This is a genomic window from Yersinia sp. LJYL362, from assembly GCF_048323875.1.
On sequence record NZ_JBLWEX010000313.1, the window covers coordinates 16243 to 34270 of the forward strand.

Consider the following 18028-nt stretch of genomic DNA (forward strand, 5'->3'; position numbering starts at 1 on the left):
GATCACCTATAGGCCAATGTTTTTAAATGCTTATTATTCGTTATTAAAGACTTGGTAGTAGATGCGCAGGCATCAGTTCATTCATATGACGCAGAGCAATGAGCTGGCTGGCAGCTTCAATATCGGGGGCAAAGAAACGGTCTTTTTCGTAGTAGGACACATGCTTACGCAGTAACAAGCGAGCTGGTTCCAGAGCATCTGATGTTTTCAGGCCTTTGCGCAGATCCAGCCCCTGACATGCAGCCAACCACTCAACAGCCAGAATGCCGCGCACGTTTTCAGCCATCTCCCATAAGCGCTTACCTGCACGGGGCGCCATAGAAACATGGTCTTCCTGATTCGCTGAAGTTGGGATGCTGTCAACACTGGAGGGGAATGCCAGTCCTTTATTCTCACTGGTTAGTGCCGCCGCCGTAACCTGCGCAATCATAAAACCTGAGTTTACGCCGCCGTTCTCCACCAGAAATGGTGGTAGCTGCGACATATGTTTATCCATTAACAGCGAAATACGGCGTTCTGCTAACGAGCCGATTTCTGCCAGCGCCAGCGCCAGATTATCTGCCGCCATTGCAACTGGTTCGGCATGGAAGTTACCGCCAGACAATACATCGCCCTGCTCAGCAAATACCAATGGATTATCTGACACCGCATTAGATTCAATCGCCAGAACTTCAGCAGCTTGGCGCATTTGGGTCAGACAAGCCCCCATCACCTGTGGCTGACAACGCAGAGAGTATGGGTCTTGAACTTTGTCACAATTACGGTGAGATTCAGAGACTTCGCTACGTTCACCAAGCAAATGACGATAAGTGCTGGCGGCATCAATTTGCCCACGCTGGCCTCTAACCGCATGAATACGGGCATCAAACGGGCTACGAGAACCTAATGCCGCTTCAACCGTCAGGCTGCCAAAGACAGAGGCTGCGGCATAAAGGTCTTCCGCTTCAAACAAGCCGCGCAAAGCATAAGCAGTGGAAACCTGAGTACCATTAAGGAGTGCCAACCCTTCTTTTGCCGCCAATGTCAGCGGTTGCAAACCGGCTTTAGCCAGCGCTGCGCGAGCATCCAACCATTCCCCTTGATAGCGGGCTTTACCTTCACCGAGCAGCAGCAAACTCATGTGTGCCAACGGAGCCAGATCACCAGAAGCACCCACTGAGCCTTTTAGGGGTATATGTGGATAAACTTGTGCATTAACTAATGTTATCAACGCCTGAATAACCTCAAGCCTGATACCCGAAAAACCACGCGCCAGGCTATTGATTTTCAATACCATAATCAAGCGTACAATCGCGTCATCATTGGGTTCCCCAACACCTGCTGCATGGGAAAGGACAATCGAGCGCTGTAGGTTTTCCAAATCTTCTGTCGCAATACGCGTGGAGGCCAACAGACCAAATCCAGTGTTGATACCATACGCAGTACGTTTCTCTGCCAATATTTTCTGTACGCAATCCACACTTTGCTGAATAGGTGCATAAGCACTTTCATCCAAAGTTATTTTTACCGGGTGCTGATAAATATGTCGCAAATCAGCCAGCGTCATCTGGCCGGGACGCAGTGTCATTGTTGTTTTCATGCTTTTTTCCCCTGAGTTGCGGCAATCATTGGCAGGTTAAGCCCCTGCTCTTGTGCACAATTAATCGCGATGTCATAACCCGCATCTGCATGACGCATTACACCAGTAGCTGGATCATTATGTAATACTCGGGCGATACGTTCGGCTGCATCGTCGCTACCATCACATACCACTACCATGCCCGAATGTTGCGAGAAGCCCATACCAACGCCACCACCATGATGCAGTGATACCCAAGTCGCGCCACTGGCAGTATTCAGCAATGCATTGAGCAGCGGCCAGTCAGAGACGGCATCAGAACCATCCTGCATGGCTTCGGTTTCGCGATTAGGGCTGGCGACCGAGCCGGAATCAAGATGATCACGCCCAATCACAATCGGCGCTGACAGCTCACCTGTTCGTACCATCTCATTGAAGGCTAAACCTAATTTAGCGCGCTGCCCCAAGCCAACCCAGCAGATACGAGCCGGTAGCCCTTGGAAACTAATACGCTCACGGGCCATATCCAGCCAGTGATGTAAATGCTCATCATCTGGGATAAGTTCTTTAACCTTCGCATCCGTCTTATAAATATCTTCGGCGTCACCGGAAAGCGCGGCCCAGCGGAATGGGCCAACACCGCGACAGAATAATGGGCGAATATAAGCAGGAACAAAACCCGGGAAATCAAATGCATGGGTAACACCCATATCTTGCGCCATCTGACGGATATTGTTGCCGTAGTCAAAAGTCGGGATGCCCATATTGTGGAAAGCCAGCATTGCTTCAACATGTTCTGCCATTGAAGTTTTGGCTGCATTCACCACCAGCACCGGCTCACTTTGGGCACGGCGGCGATATTCTTCCCAGTTCCAGCCTTTTGGCAGATAGCCATTCAGCGGATCATGAGCACTGGTTTGGTCGGTCACCATATCCGGACGAACCCCACGGCGTACCAATTCAGGTAAGATTTCAGCTGCATTGCCACATAATGCGATAGAAACAGCTTTGCCAGCAGAAGTGTATTTTTTGATGCGCGCCAACGCATCATCAAGATCTGTTGCTTGTTCATCGACATAGCGGGTTTTGAGGCGGAAATCGATACGGCTTTGCTGGCATTCAATATTCAAAGAGCAAGCTCCGGCCAAGGTAGCTGCCAGTGGTTGCGCGCCTCCCATGCCACCCAGCCCAGCCGTTAATACCCAGCGCCCTTTCAAGCTACCGCCAAAGTGTTGCCGCCCCGCTTCGACAAAGGTTTCATAGGTGCCCTGTACAATGCCCTGGCTACCAATATAGATCCAACTGCCCGCCGTCATCTGGCCGTACATGGCCAACCCTTTGGCGTCCAACTCATTAAAATGTTCCCAATTAGCCCAATGCGGAACTAAATTAGAATTAGCAATCAGCACCCTCGGTGCATTACTGTGGGTTTTAAAGACGCCTACGGGCTTACCAGATTGAATCAATAAGGTCTCGTCATCATTCAGATGAGTGAGGCTTTCGACAATCTTGTCATAGCATTCCCAGTTACGGGCCGCACGACCAATACCACCGTAAACCACTAATTCTTTTGGATTCTCAGCCACTTCGGGGTCGAGATTATTCATTAACATACGCAGCGGGGCTTCGGTCATCCAACTTTTAGCAGTCAGTTTTGTGCCACGCGAAGCTCGAATCTCAGTATCACGGAATCTATTTTGGGCAGTCACGGCAATTTCCTTCAACCAGTTTTTCAGGTATCAACGACATTACTTAGTTTGAATATTTATTAACATATACTCGTATAGACAAGTACAATCAAGCACCAGAAAAACAGCGATAAGCCACCACTCATCTGAAAACGAATAATATTAATAATGTTTAAAATTAATTGGTTATAAGAATTCTCACTTCGTACTAAGACAAAGTAGGAGGATTTTCGACGTGATTTTGCCAAAGAAACCAGCATAAAATTGGTCTGTTTTTGCGCACGGAGTCACATATATTTCACACGAATTTTACATTACGACATTCAAAATGCGGGATTCCCGCAGGCAAACTGCGGACTGTGTATCAGAGGGAAGTAATACAATTGACTCAGAATGTCTTCTGCATGATGCCGATAAGTTGCAGTAAGTTTGCATCGTGCTTCTGCGCTTTATGCATATAGGCATAAACATGGCTACTTCTTTTAGTGAAAAAATCACATTGCACTGTTTTTAAAGCGAAATTTTGTAGTATTCTCTCAATTTTCCAATAGCATGACTAATACCAGAGGGGGCCATATCCAATTTTTCTGATGCACTGGACATACTCCGAGCATCAACCACGGCGACCAAAAACTTAATTAAATTATAATCAAATTGTTTATGCATAGTGCAGACTACCCCAGCGTTTACCACCTTAAGCATCGCCTAATGTTGATATTCTGAATTTCAGAAAATAGCAATTCCATCCTGTCGATTACTCAAAAAATCGCCTTGATTTTAAATAGCGTCATTCAGCAAGCGACCTGCCGCTTGCAATAAACCTAAAATATTACCGAGGCAATTCTTAACATGGTTAACCGAAAATTCCTAAGTAGAAACGAAGTTGAACGTCTGCTTGACGCAATTCCTGCTAATAAAAATACAGCCGTGATAAATGCATGCTGTTGATGTGTTTTATCCACGGCTTACGCACCACTGAGCTTCGTAGCTTACGGTTACAGGATGTGGATTTGGCTGGCAATCGCCTGAATGTTTCACGTTTAAAAAACGGTTTTTCAGTACAACATCCGATTCAACCTCATGAAAAAGCTGCCATACTCGCCTAACTGGCGCTGCGTGCTCAATATCTGGAGGCTGATAGCGATTTTCTTTTTCTATCACGACATGGTGGCCAGCTTTCGCGCCAGCAGCTGCATCGTTTGATGCGTGATTATGGCCAGTTAGCTGGGATACATATACTTACAACCCCATTAAATATTATCTATGAATAACATCTAACGTTGCTGTCGGGTTCGCAATATCTGCTGTAACAGCATTACCGGCTTGATAATATCTGGCGCGAAGAGAATGAGTTTATTGCCAGCCGACGATGTCTTTTGATAGATATAGTTATTAAATTCTGCTGAAGATAGCGATATCAACTAATATCAACATTCTCATATTAATTACTCTTTTTATCCACACTGTCCGTGCAGCATATGAACGCTATTTGTTTCTATTTTTCCAGAGAGGGAATAATCCACATGGCACTGCTGCGAAGTGTCATGGCCCCATTTCACAATTAATTGGCCGCTGTCTGCCAACCCGGTTAGATAAACCTGCCCAGTATCACCGACAATAAAACCCTGGCCCTTGGTAGCCATATCGCTCACGGTGGCGCCAAATGGCACTGGTGCTCCATCAGGGCGCAGTAGCGTCATCATCGCACGCCCACCAATCTGGGTAACAAAGCTGGCTCGTACTACCGCACCACGCGTCGGCACCACATTCTGGGTATTCTGGTTAAGCTCCACATCATCCGAAAGCGTCGCACTATTCAGTGCTATCTTATTTTTACGGTAAGGACTGATGTAAGGCACAATAGCATAGCCGCGATAATCGGTTTTCACCCCTGTCTGACTGCTCAGTTCCACAGACTTTGCTCCTGGAGCTTTAACCAGCGCGATGGTTTCACCTAATGGTTGACCAAAGGTAACACCATCGCTGTGTGCCACTATTCCGCCCTGTACCCCATAGTTCACCCGCTGCATGTCATTGTCATAGGCATAACCGGCGTTGATCGCACCATAGGTACCGCGATAATCCGCAGCCAGATTGCCGCTATTACCTTGCCTCTGGCTACCATAACCTTGCTGTGCATTCCAGCTCAGATTATTACCAGCCAGTGCGGTACCCTTTAGGCCAGCAATTTGAGTGGTACTCCCCTTCTTGCTGGTATTCATGGTGTAACTGGCATAAGTGTTACCCAGTAAAATGGCTAATGGCACACTAATATTGAAAGCAATAACCTGATCTTTTCCATATTTTTTACCGCTACCTGCACTACTGGCCATAAAATTAAGGTTATAGCTGTAATTCATACCATAGCTAACCTTGTGCCAACTGTTGTTGTAGCCCACTCCGTAGGATTGCAAACGTCGATTACTGTTCCAGTAATCCTCATTCACCAAACTAAGTGACACTGAACCGATTTCCTGCCACAAACTCTGAGTCATGGTCGCCTCAGCACGATTGCGGCGACGCTCTGCCAGGGCGGTATTCTGACCTTTACGATAACTATCCAGTGTCTCCTGCAAGTTGTAATAACCTGCGGTTGCGTAGCGGTAACCCGCAATGGCAATGTTGGTTCCTGTTTGTGCCATATTCTTGCTATATCGAGTCCGCAGAGATTGGCCACTTCTCTGTGGTTGGTTTTGCATGGTGGCTTGGGCATGTGTGACATCCACTGATACCGCACCCAACTTCCCCAGATTATCTCCCAGCCCGCAAGCTAAAGATTGATAGTGACTCGCGCCCTGAATACCACCATAAATTGTTATGCCATAAGGCAATCCATAGATGCCCGTACCTTGCACAAAGGGAGTTCTCTCAATACGGCTGTTGTAGGAACGATATTGTCCACCGGTGAGTGCATATTTCAGTCGCCCTTCCCGCAGCAATACCGGCAAGGAAGCAAAAGGCACCACAATCAGTTGTTCGCTGCCATCAGCTTCTTTTACCGTTACATAGAGATCACCACTGGTACCCGTTGGAAACATATCTGTGATTTCAAATGCACCTGGTGCGACAAAATGTTGATAAACGACATAACCATTCTGACGGATAGTCACTTCAGCATTGCTATGGGCTATACCACGTACCACTGGCGCATACCCTTTCAAGCTATCGGGCACCATGTCATCATCAGAAGCCAGTTGCGCGCCACGAAATGGCACACCATCAAACACATCGGCCAGCGAATTGCTATCACCCAAAATCAACTGACTCTTCAATGCAATAATATTGCGCTGTACATAGGTATACACGGTGTCCCACTGGTCCTGACGGCCACTACTGCGATTCCAGGTGATATAGCTACTCAGTCGCCACGGACCAATGTTAAAGCCGGGCCGCAGGTTGGCATATTGGCTATTGCTATCATTATTCTTGCCATTACGGGGACTATTTTGCGCACCACTGACACTGTAATTAAGTAACAACGCCGTAATACCATCATCCCATTGGCTGGGTTCTACATAGCCACGCGCTTTGTCGGTGATGGCTGCCTGCGGGATACTGATCAACAACTGCTGCGTACTCACACGAAACTCGGCGCTGGCCTGCGGAATAGCGCTAAGATCCGCACATTCGCTATCCCCCAGTTGTGGGAAAGCTTCAATTTTAACCCCAACCTCCGCCAATGCTTTGGCACTCAGGCAGGGCTGGAGGCTCTCTTTACCTACAGCATTTTTTTGCATGCTAAACACCACATCACGAGTATCCAACAACTCATTATTGATATAAATGTCGACACGATAGGTGCCGGATGCCTGATTGGGCTCCTGCTCAAACACCGATAGATCAGTGTGGCTTTGTTGCTGGTTATCAATTTCCAGCAATGCCGAGTTAAAGTGCTCTTCGGCCCGCACACTTGCAGAGGCCCCCCCCAACAAAGTGGCAAGCCAAAGAGCCAATATCATTAGCCGCCCAACTGGGCAGTAAATGGTTTTCATCCGATTTGTTCCGATATTTAAAAAGGGGCTTTCTCAGCGCCACCGTATCTGATTCAATCTTGGGTTGAATCAGATACGGTGTTTTGCTTGGATTATTGACGCTCAGTAAAGACTCCTTGCTACCTCCGCCGTAAACCAGCCGGGTTCCGCCAATAATGACGCCCGCCGGTGTTGCACTAGCCTGTAATAACAATACGACCGCCAGTGTGACTAACATAAATTTCATGGTGAATATTCCAGTCATGTTTCTGGGAACGAGTTGGCGCTAACTAGCCCGAATATCAAATCCTATCCACATTTAGACGATGTGGGATGGTATAGTTAACGGTGAAGCTGGCAGTTGAATTAGCCGGCCCTGCGGTTACGGGTGCAGTAATCGCAATGTAACGGGCCGCCGCAGCTATCAGATTATTTTTCATAAATACATTCCTTAAAAAGACACTATTTCTTGATGTAAAACGTTATTTCTGACATAGAGTCATATCGCCACATTTTTATTTAGTTCAGCGAGATCATTCCTCGCCAAATAAACAATTTATGAGAATTTAATTTAAAACAAGACGATTCGCTTTGAACTAAAGCGCACCCAGAGAAATAAATCACCACACTCTAATCACCATATTTATTTAAACCTCTCAGCGTTTCCTTATGTATATATTACCGTGTTATTAATATTACGTTAACCAAGATAACCCTGCATTAAACAAGTATCAATTCTCCGGTCTGCCAATGCGAAACCACAGCCATATCTTAATACATAAGGATGCGCGGCAATAGTAAGATCAGCTAACTCAATATAATGACGAATTAGCCAGTAAATACGTTATCTGGATAAACGACTTCCTTTTTCTGATAAGAATAACCACTCACTATCTGAGCCTTTATACTTATCACATATATTTAACCATGCATGTAATGCTTTACGTTTTTTTTAAATAATGGGTGTCGTGATGAGTTGCAGCTAATAGCTGGTCTACTTCAGCCGGTGTCAAATTTTTGCGATTTGACATATATCCTCTTTCGGTTAACAGGGTTATTAGTTAATCGAAGATAAACATTTTAAGACAAGATTAAAAAATATTAAAAAGAATAGTATGAGTGAATTTTCTAATGGAGATAAAAATAGCGCGAATTTATTTTAAAAAAAATAAATTAAATAAAAAACTGGCTTATATTTTCATTAATAAAAGCCAGAAATTACAATCTTATCAACAATACACTCTGCAAACCTTGCCAGAACAAGTGAGGGTAAATTGACCGACGAAGGCCGGAATAAATGCAGACTGCCCTGCGTTTAATATTAATGCTTCACCACTGGCATGATGGAGTGTGGCAACGCCACTGATGACCAAAATAATTTCGGCACTATCGGCGGTTATCGCTCGGCTCTCCACATTGGAGAAAATACAAAAGCGGAAATCATCTACCGGAACGCTGTAATTAAAGCACTCTTGGGTTTGGCTGGGTCTCAGGAGTAAATCATTGGGCTTTATAGAGGTAAACGTCGTACACAGCACCAACTCAGAAGGATTGATTTTTTTGCTGGTAAGCCCTGCACGCAACACGTTATCAGAGCTGGCCATGACTTCAATAGCCGTACCTTTTACGTAGGCATGAAGTGTGCCCGGCTGTAGAAACATCGCCTCCCCTGGTGCCAAAGTAATGCAATTTAATAATAAGGGAGCAAAAACACCGATATCATCTGGATAGGATTGATTGAGGTTATGAATCAATGTTGCCAGTTCTGGTGAGAAGCAAGCCGACGCCTGACTCACCAGCTGTCGTACCACCTGTTGGCACAATTCGGGTGTTAACTGCATCAGCGTGACGAAAAACAGCTTCAAACCGTCAGCATTCGGCTGAGTTATCAAGGCATCGAGCGCCGCAGTAATGGCGGGTATATCGAGTATTTTAAAGTGTGCAATTATCTGGTCAACTTCCCGAAAGCCATTCATGGCCTGAAAAGGTGTTATGGCATAAACCAGTTCAGGCTTATGGTTAGTATCATTATAATCAGGTGATGCGGCGCGATGTGGTTGCCGTTGCTGCTGCCAAAATCCGGTTTCAGCCTGCGCTTTTTGGGGATGAACCTGAATAGACAGAGCACTTTCAGCAGACAGTATTTTCAACAAAAAAGGCAGATCACCGAAACGCTCCGCCGTTGATGTCCCCAGAATTCGACATTTATCCCCAGCGATCACATCCGATAATGCTTTAATCTGGCTCTGCTCATTGATAGTAGAAACTCCCGCCGGGTGGACGCCCATCCACAGTTCGGCCTGCGGTTGCCCATCAGGATTAGGGATATTAAACAATTGGTTTAGCGCAGTACGGCTTCCCCAGGCATAATTTTTAACTCTATTATCAAGCTGATAAAAACAGCGCGATAGCTTGCTGCTCATAACCTTCACTCCTTTAATGGCTTAATCCTGTCGGCTAAACTGGTTAGTTTCAGCAAGAGATTTAAACCACAACCCATTGCGTTTTATTTGCCGTTCGCCAGTAGCCAAATCCAGCCGATAGAAACCATAACGCCGTTTAAAAGAGTTAATCCATGACCAGTTATCAATAAACGTCCACTGATGGACACCAAAACAATTCGCTCCCTCATTGATTGCCCGATGCAACTGAACCAAATGTTCTTCCATTAAGGCAATACGAAAACTGTCATCAATCACGCCATCTACCTGCACTGGCCCTTCTGATGCCAAATCCATGGCAATGCCAATTTCAGCCAGATACCATTTAATATTGCCGTAATTGTCACGAATATTGGCCGCAATATCATAAATAGCCTGCGGCAGAATTTCGTTATTATCACGGTAGGGGTTAAAACGACCATCAGGATCGACATAATTTTCGAAGTAATATTCTGGGGTAAAATAATCAAGGGTGTATTCGCTTTCGCGCGCCTTTACCCGACGAGGAACATAGTAATTTACCCCCAAAAAATCTATGCAAGAGTCGGTAATTAAGCAGACATCTTCTTTGCTGACGGTGGGTAGGCAATCATGGGTTGCCAGTATTTCACACAGCTCTTGAGGAAACTGATGTTTCACTAAAGGGTCGAGGAAGCTGCGGTTAAAGAGTAAATCGGCATACCAGGCTGCTTTTTGGTCTTCCGGCGAATCGCTACGGGTATAGGAAGGTGTGAGATTAAGCACCACACCAATTTCTCCGGTAAGGTGCAGTTCGCGATAACATTTTACCGCTTTAGCATGCGCCAGCATGATATTGAATGCTACCTGAGCGGCCAGTTTGCCATCTTTTTTACACGGGTAATGGAAGTCATACAGATATCCGCCTTCCACCGGGACGATCGGTTCGTTGAAAGTGGTCCAGTATTTAATTTTATGACCAAACAGTTCAAAAGCTGTTTTGGCAAAATGGGCGAACAACTCGGCTACGTAGCGAGATTCAAACCCACCATAACGATTTTGTAATTCTTCTGGCATGTCAAAATGATAAAGATTAATTATTGGTTCAATGCCATTGCGGATCATCTCGTCAAAATAGTCATGATAAAAGCGCACCGCATCATCGTTCGGTTTACCCGTTTCAAAATCCTCAATCAAACGCGACCACTGAATTGACGTGCGAAATGAGTTAAAGCCAATGTTTTTCATCAGCGCGACGTCTTCTTTATATTTGTGCAGTGTTTCGCACACTTTGGTCGGGCCGATTTGTTGAAAGAAACGCTCTGGATGACTGGCAAACCAGCTGTCCCAAATGGATCGGTGCGGTTTATTGTCAGTGCCTTCAGTCTGTGGACCAGACGCCGCTGCCCCCCAGAAAAAACCAGCGGGGAACTGATATGTTGTCATATAACCTCCTAAGGATTCCGGTGCCTGGCACCTGAAAAGGCTGCGCCAGTGAAGGCGCAGCGAAAAAAACTACTCTGCTGTCACCTGCATGGACTTAATGAACATATAGCCCCAGTCACCGGAAAACTTACCAAAACCAAGGGTGTTCTCCCCCTGTTTTAGTTGTACCGGCACCACCATTTCCTGACCTTTTTCATCGGTTTCCGGGAATTCAATTTGTAGTGGATTATCACTGTTTACCTGAATCGAGTTTTTCTTACCGCCCCATTTACCATTAAAGAAAATATGCAGTTTGTATGCACCGTCCCATGGCGCATTAATATGCCAGGAGACTTTATCGCCTTCGTTGACAAACGGCCCGAGGAACCCATCATCTCCGGTGGCAAGCTGGTTTTCATCACTCTTCACCACATTCACTTTGCCGTCGTTAATACCGAGTTGTGAGCTGGCAAAATTGCAGTAGTCCGCTGGCGCTTTAGCGGTTGCTTTACTCACCGCAACCTCAACCACTTTGCGGCTTTTTAGTAACCCATCATCCGCAGTAAAGGTCAGTGAGTAATTCCCTGCCGCTGGGAACCAAACACGAGTGGAGGCCTGATCATCGTGACAAAAATGTGCCTGGTGCTTGCCGCTACTCGTCCATTTCACACTCACACCATGGCCGGGCAAGTTATCGTCCTGCCAACGAGCATCAAGGCCGATTCCCTTATCCTGCGTGGTCGTCGCCTTATCATTCAGCTCGATAACCGGAGCCTGATTTTTCTGGTGATGGGTAATGCTGATAACGTTGGACGGAGCAGATTTGCCGGATTCGTTCTTGGCTACTACTCGGTAATAGTAGGTTTTACCTAATGTCAAAGTAGAATAATCATCGCGGAACAAGTCCATTTTGGCTGGGTCCCACGCCTGAATACCGTCAGAAATGTCATGACCTACTACTTTCCATGGGCCATTTTCACTGTCTGCGCGCTCTACGTCATAACTACGGCCAACAGCGGCCCCCATCCAATTAATTGCGAATGGTGATCGGCTAGCGTGTAACTGTGGTGCATCGGGTACTGGCAATGGTGGGGCCTTATCAAGCCCGGACATCTGTGCAGAAGCAGTACGCACCAGATTCACCACATCCATTTCCTGATTTACCTTTCCTTCAGGGAAGCCAGGTAAGTGATAACTGTAGTGACCGGTGTACTCTTTGTGCCAGTAAAATCCCCCATCCTGGCGATGCCCACGGAAGCCCCAGATAAAGCCCCCTGCGGCCTTGGCACCATTAACATCGGTGTGAACAATAGACTGCATAATGCTATTCAGTTCACTGCTGTCCAGAAGACCAAACTCGCCCACCAGATAAACTTTTTTGCCACCGATAGCCGTTAAGTCTTTCTTCACCTGATCCGGGTGGTTATTGCCAGCGTTGGTGTAATAGTGATTGCTGACGATATCGACATTCGGATCATTAACTGAGAAATCATTAATCTTCTTATAAGTGCCATCGACCACTAATTGATGCGGAGCCAACTTTTTAATCCACGCGGCCGTTTCGTGCAAAAAGGCCGCGTTGGTATCCTCCAGTTCGTTACCCGTTTCCCAAGCCATAATGGCTTTTTCATCATAATAGGGGCGGCCAGTAACCGTATTGGTTCGGGTAATAACCTGACGGATAACATCTTTATAAGCCTGATAGGTTTTGCTGGAGGTATCGTAAAATGCCTCAGGTTTTTCGTGATAAAACGCAGCTAATTGTTCTCGACCTCCCCACCACCACCAGTGGTCAATAAACGGCAAGATAAGCCGCAGCCCTTGCTTATCAGCTTCGGCTATCATGTTGTCATAAACCGTCATCGCTTTTTCGTTCAGCCGTGGCATACCATCCGGTGTGGAAGGTGCCAGAATATGAGTTTCACGTCCGCAGCCTTTATCATTCTCCTGCTGAACTGATAGTACGTAGACGCGCTGGGCTTTCGCACCAGTTGCTACCATCGCCTTGATCCAATTTTCCTGCTCTTGAGCAGTCGGCCATTTAAAATATTGCCCCCACCCTCGCGGATCCGCTTTACAGGTGCCACGAGCATCATCTTCAATGCGGTGTAATTCAGGCGCATGAATCCCGGCAAACCGAAAGGTCTTGTCTCCCTCCATTAACTCCGCGCCCTGACGAGTAATAAAGTGCTCAAAATGAGACTGTTCAGCCGCCATCACACCCGCGCTTGCCAATGCTGATAACAGGGATAGCAACAGCGTTTTTCTTCGGATAATTTTCATCATTCGCCCCTTAGAACCACACTTCAGCTTGAATACCAAAGTTCAGCGTGTCGGTTTTCCCACTACGGCTATAACCTCCGGCGCTGATACTATTGGTGTCCCAGTTGTAATTGCCATCAAGGGCATCAGATACGCCTTTATCCCATTTGGCATAAGTGGCAAAAACGCGCAGTTGTGGGCGGCTCCAGAATCCGGAATCGAAAGTCAATGTTGGGGCAATAGTGACTTTGGTTAAGCCGCCTTTTCCTTTGCCATCAACACCTTTGTAGTTGTCATCATCCAAATACTCATAACCCACTTCATATTGCATAGCGAAGTGTTTGGTAATTTGCTGATAAGGACGAACTCCGGCGACCCAGCTTGTCCGCCCCCAACCTTTCTCATCACTGCTCCACCAACGGTAGTTTTTATCTTTTTGGTAGTAGGCAAAGGTAGCAATATCCCATTCACCCAGTGAGGCCACCCCGTCAAGCACCACTCGCCAGGATTGAGTATCTTCCAGGTTGGCCCACCCCCAGCCGTTCTTACCCAAAGAATCCCCCGCGGCCAGCCCTCGACCATACTGCACAACGAATTTGGAATATCCGCCAGCGACGCCATAAAATCCGTCGAAATTATAAATACCCGTGAAGCCATAACCTTTTTCCGCCGCATCCACATGTTTTTCGCTGTTATTCATGTGATGACCGACCACTTCCAGGTCAATGGGAGACCCACCAATCTTCTTCAACCATAGGTTCAGGGAATAATCATCGGGGTAGCCCTGATCACTTTTATCCACCGGGAATGCTTTGCTTTCATCGGTTGGAGTAAAAGCGTAGATACCAGCATCAAAACGTGCGAAGCCTAAGTCCAGGTTATCGAACCCGCCCCCAGTCCCGTTGTATTGAATATATTCCCAGTCAAACTGATGGCTTGAGGTGTTGGAACTGCTGTAGCGTTTTCCGCCCCAAAAAGCCACTTCAGGAGCAAAGTCGAGGTTAGTCATTTCGACATAACCTTCACGAAATTGTACTGCCTTGCCATCTTCATCCAGACAGTTCCAGTCAGAGGTACATTTACTTTGATGGGTGATATTGGCCTGAATTTTGGCCACTGCACCAGAGTCTGATGTCAGCGTAACCCGCGGAACTAATTCAATTTTCGTATCATCTTCGTTACCAAGACGCCATTTCCCATCAGGCATCAAGCCAACAGAATCGACACGGTTACCATCGCTATTAGCCAAAATGCCAGAGCGAATATAACCATGTAACGCGAAATCATATTTTTCTGCACTGGCCTGATGACTCATGGCCGTCAGGATGAGCAAAGACAGAGGCATTAATTGGTTCAGACTTTTCATAATTTCCCTTGTGTTTTTTTTGATTGGAATAGCATCTGAATAACGCGTCGGGAAATTTACGGAATAGAAACGGAAATGTACATCCAATAACGGAAAGCGCTTTCCGTATTTGCCGGATCAAGTCACAAATTCGCCTGTAATCCCCTTAGAATTGTGATTGGAGTCGCATTTTTAGTTGTAGAGGGCGGGGAGTGCCAACCCTAACAACGGGTAAGCACATCAATGGCGAGAAAACAGTATCTATTATTTACTTTCTAAATCAGCAAGTTGCTTTTCATACACACAAAAGAAAGGGCGATATAACATCCAGGAGTTGAAGATGGCAAACAAGCACATACACATGTTTTTCCAACTACCGTTCGCAGCCCATGCAGCGCCTAAGGGTGAGGGCATAGACCAGGGCAACATAGCAACCGCTCTGTCCAATACCCCTAGATGAGTAAGATACCAGGCAATGCAGGCATTGATCATCGGAACACCAATAAATGGCAATAAAAACACAGGGTTAAGAATAATTGGAAAACCAAATAAAATGGGTTCATTGATATTAAACAGCGAGGGGATCAAACCAATTTTTCCAACACTTTTGAGCTGGCTGGAGCGGCTGCGCATCGCCATAAAAACCAGCGGCAATGTTGAGCCAATGCCGCCAATTAATAAGTAAAAATCCCAGAATCCTTGTAAATAAATATGGGGTAGCTGGATCACACCATTAGCCAGAGCCTCTTGATTTTCAACTAAATATGTCATCCAAAATGGGTTCATAATACCTGTGACAATCAGTGCGCCGTGAATACCAACAAACCACAATAACTGACAAATAAGTAAGGAAATCAAAATAGCTGTCAGAGTATCAGAGGCAATGATTAACGGGCGGAGTGCTTCACTGATCAGATTCGGTAACATCATTCCTGTCGAAAGCTGCAATAGCGTATTCATCACGCTAATGGACAACATAATGACCAATAGCGGGACCAATAACTGAAAGCTATTACGCGTCATCAGAGGGACTTCCTGAGGTAAGCGTATGCACCAACCTTTTTTATAGAAAAATCTTATTATTTCAATGGAATAAAAACTTGAGAACAAGGCAGTAAACATCCCCATCCCACTTAAAAATATATTGGGTGCGGTGCCCTCTTTGAACCCAATAAACATCAGAAAAGCCAGGCAGCCAGTGAGCCCAGCAAGCCGTTCAGGTAGTCGATATTGCTTAGCCAGGCTGGCACTGGCACCAAAGGCAATAATCAACGAGATCAGGCCTAATGTTAGTTCAAAGATAGGCATCAGTATTGGCCGAAAAAGCAAATACCACGTCCCGAAGCGGCCATCAATATTGATAGAAAATGGCGGAAAAATCAGTGGAACCATCAAGCTACCTACGATCACAAAGGGCATTGCCAGAGCAAAGCTGTCGCGCATAGCCGTGATGTGATGGTTGCGGGTAAGCATATTGGCAAAGGGAGTCAGGCGCTGCTCAATCAGAGCGACGGCAACATTCATGATCTGGATATTCATGGTGGAACCTTTCTGGAGCTGTTTTATGGAAGGATGATGGCGTACATCACAGCAAAGCGAAAGCCTCCATCTGGTGATCAGGCTCACATTTAAATGATCCATAAACGGAAAGCGCTTTCCGTTTATTTCCATCATGGCTATAGTCCGCTCGTTATCACTGTCGTTATTTATTTCGGAGCTACCCATGAAAAAAATCATGCTTTGTTGTTCTGCGGGAATGTCTACCAGCATGCTGGTGAAGAAAATGGTTGAGGAAGCGGAGAAAAGAAATCTTGAAGTTGATATTAAGGCTTTCGGTGTCGTGGAGTTTGAACAGAACGTTGGAGATTATCAGGTCGTTTTATTAGGGCCACAGGTGAAATATATGCAACATGATCTACAGAATAAAGCCAATGCATACGGCATTAAAGTCGAACCCATCAATATGATGGATTACGGCATGCAAAAAGGTGCCGCGGTTTTAGATTTTGCCCTTTCACTAATTGATAATAACAAATAAGGGATAAGCCATGGGTTCTCTGTACAGTAAATTAATCGACGTGATTGAACAGAAGATCACGCCAATGGCGGGCGCAATAGGTCAGCAGAAATATGTTACATCCATTCGTGATGGATTTATTGCCGCACTCCCTTTCATGATTGTTGGTTCATTCATGTTAGTTTTTATATTTCCACCTTTCTCGCCTGATACAACTTGGGGATTCGCTCGCGCCTGGTTGCAATTTTCATTAGAACATCGTGCCAGCTTAATGCTGCCTTTTAATTTCAGCATGGGGATCATGACCCTATTTATTGCAGTTGGGATCGCAGCGAGTTTAGCGCGCCACCATAATCTCGATCCTTTAACTTCGGGCATGTTATCGCTGATGGCATTCTTATTGGTTGCTGCCCCCTTAAGAGACGGACAAATATCCACAGCTTATTTTTCTGGCCAGGGAATTTTTACCGCTATTCTGGTCGCTATCTATTCCACTGAACTTTATGCCTTTCTCAAGCGTCATAATATTACTATCCGTCTGCCACCTGAAGTTCCAACCGGTGTTGCTCGCTCATTTGAGATTTTAATTCCTGTTCTAGCGGTCATCCTGACTCTGCATCCACTTAATTTATTTATTGAAGCGCAATTGGGAATGATTATTCCTGAAGCTATTATGTCGCTGGTAAAACCCTTGGTTGCAGCCTCTGATACCCTACCTGCTATTTTAATCTCGGTACTGGTTTGCCAAGTATTATGGTTTGCCGGTATTCACGGCGCACTGATTGTCACAGGTATTATGAACCCATTCTGGATGGCAAATCTGTCTGTAAACCAGGCGGCAATGGCGGCTAGTCAGGCTATTCCACACATCTATGTGCAGGGATTCTGGGATCACTATCTGCTTATTGGCGGCGTGGGTTCCACACTACCACTAGCATTGCTACTCATGCGCAGCAAAGCAGTTCATCTACGCACAATTGGCCGAATGGGTATTGTGCCAGGCATGTTCAATATCAATGAGCCTATTTTGTTCGGTGCCCCTATCATTATGAATCCATTGTTCTTTATTCCATTTGTACTCGTGCCTATGGTCAACGCCACACTCGCCTACTTCGCACTGGATTTTGATTTGGTCTCCCGAGTAGTTCAAATGACACCTTGGACAACCCCTGCACCAATCGGTGCTTCATGGGCTGCCAACTGGACGTTTAGCCCGGTCATTTTGTGCCTGATATGCATGGCAACCTCTGCTGTTATGTATTTCCCATTCCTCAAGGCTTATGAAAAGCAGTTATTGGAACAGGAAACAGACAAAACCACAGAACATAATACAACCGCACAAACAGGCGCGGCATAAATTACA

The 18028-nt window shown here is 46.0% G+C and carries 14 protein-coding genes; 3 read left to right on the forward strand and 11 right to left on the reverse strand.

All coding sequences use genetic code 11. The features are described from left to right. Nucleotides 1-43: 43 nt before the first annotated feature. From hutH to ACNSO8_RS25510, 3 genes are all read right to left on the reverse strand, one after another. Nucleotides 44-1579, reverse strand: a complete 1536-nt coding sequence (hutH, locus tag ACNSO8_RS25500; RefSeq protein ID WP_050159372.1) for a histidine ammonia-lyase — start codon at nucleotides 1577-1579, stop codon at nucleotides 44-46. Next, the gene (hutU, locus tag ACNSO8_RS25505; RefSeq protein ID WP_057629881.1) at nucleotides 1576-3267 is read right to left on the reverse strand and encodes a urocanate hydratase; all 1692 of its coding nucleotides are present in this window, start codon (nucleotides 3265-3267) and stop codon (nucleotides 1576-1578) included. The genes hutH and hutU overlap by 4 nt, the downstream gene beginning before the upstream one ends. A gap of 489 nt (nucleotides 3268-3756) precedes the next feature. After that, complete coding sequence (locus ACNSO8_RS25510; RefSeq protein WP_326492930.1) at nucleotides 3757-3948, reverse strand: LysR family transcriptional regulator; 192 nt, start codon at nucleotides 3946-3948, stop codon at nucleotides 3757-3759. A 236-nt stretch (nucleotides 3949-4184) separates the two neighbouring features. Here ACNSO8_RS25510 and ACNSO8_RS25515 point away from each other — a divergent pair, with 236 nt between their 5' ends. After that, complete coding sequence (locus ACNSO8_RS25515) at nucleotides 4185-4352, forward strand: tyrosine-type recombinase/integrase (protein ID WP_019081405.1); 168 nt, start codon at nucleotides 4185-4187, stop codon at nucleotides 4350-4352. A gap of 348 nt (nucleotides 4353-4700) precedes the next feature. Here the strand turns inward: ACNSO8_RS25515 and ACNSO8_RS25520 are convergent, their stop codons facing one another. The 8 genes from ACNSO8_RS25520 to ACNSO8_RS25555 form a co-directional block, all read right to left on the reverse strand. Next, the gene (locus tag ACNSO8_RS25520; RefSeq protein ID WP_418396327.1) at nucleotides 4701-7238 is read right to left on the reverse strand and encodes a fimbria/pilus outer membrane usher protein; all 2538 of its coding nucleotides are present in this window, start codon (nucleotides 7236-7238) and stop codon (nucleotides 4701-4703) included. Next, nucleotides 7132-7464: a fimbria/pilus periplasmic chaperone gene (locus tag ACNSO8_RS25525; protein WP_418396328.1), complete on the reverse strand. Its 333-nt coding sequence runs from the start codon at nucleotides 7462-7464 to the stop codon at nucleotides 7132-7134. Before ACNSO8_RS25525 ends, ACNSO8_RS25520 begins: the two co-directional genes overlap by 107 nt. Nucleotides 7465-7519: 55 nt before the next feature. Next, nucleotides 7520-7657, reverse strand: coding sequence for a hypothetical protein (locus tag ACNSO8_RS25530; RefSeq protein WP_019081407.1), 138 nt, complete (start codon nucleotides 7655-7657; stop codon nucleotides 7520-7522). A gap of 789 nt (nucleotides 7658-8446) precedes the next feature. Further along, nucleotides 8447-9640, reverse strand: a complete 1194-nt coding sequence (gene manA, locus ACNSO8_RS25535; protein WP_418396329.1) for a mannose-6-phosphate isomerase, class I — start codon at nucleotides 9638-9640, stop codon at nucleotides 8447-8449. Between the two features lie 21 nt (nucleotides 9641-9661). Next, a complete protein-coding gene (locus tag ACNSO8_RS25540) occupies nucleotides 9662-11062 on the reverse strand; it encodes a glycoside hydrolase family 1 protein (RefSeq protein WP_019081410.1) in 1401 nt (466 codons plus the stop codon). Nucleotides 11063-11131: 69 nt separating this feature from the next. Then, a complete protein-coding gene (locus tag ACNSO8_RS25545; protein ID WP_050880301.1) occupies nucleotides 11132-13324 on the reverse strand; it encodes a CBM35 domain-containing protein in 2193 nt (730 codons plus the stop codon). Between the two features lie 10 nt (nucleotides 13325-13334). Next, nucleotides 13335-14669, reverse strand: a complete 1335-nt coding sequence (locus ACNSO8_RS25550) for a maltoporin (protein WP_019081411.1) — start codon at nucleotides 14667-14669, stop codon at nucleotides 13335-13337. A 243-nt stretch (nucleotides 14670-14912) separates the two neighbouring features. Further along, nucleotides 14913-16187 (reverse strand): PTS cellobiose transporter subunit IIC, encoded by a 1275-nt coding sequence (locus ACNSO8_RS25555; RefSeq protein WP_019081412.1) that lies wholly within the window; start codon nucleotides 16185-16187, stop codon nucleotides 14913-14915. A gap of 184 nt (nucleotides 16188-16371) precedes the next feature. Between ACNSO8_RS25555 and ACNSO8_RS25560 the strand changes: the two genes are divergently transcribed. Both ACNSO8_RS25560 and ACNSO8_RS25565 read left to right on the forward strand, forming a co-directional pair. After that, nucleotides 16372-16686, forward strand: coding sequence for a PTS sugar transporter subunit IIB (locus ACNSO8_RS25560; RefSeq protein WP_019081413.1), 315 nt, complete (start codon nucleotides 16372-16374; stop codon nucleotides 16684-16686). A 10-nt stretch (nucleotides 16687-16696) separates the two neighbouring features. Next, complete coding sequence (locus ACNSO8_RS25565; RefSeq protein ID WP_019081414.1) at nucleotides 16697-18022, forward strand: PTS cellobiose transporter subunit IIC; 1326 nt, start codon at nucleotides 16697-16699, stop codon at nucleotides 18020-18022. The last annotated feature ends 6 nt before the right edge of the window (nucleotides 18023-18028 follow it).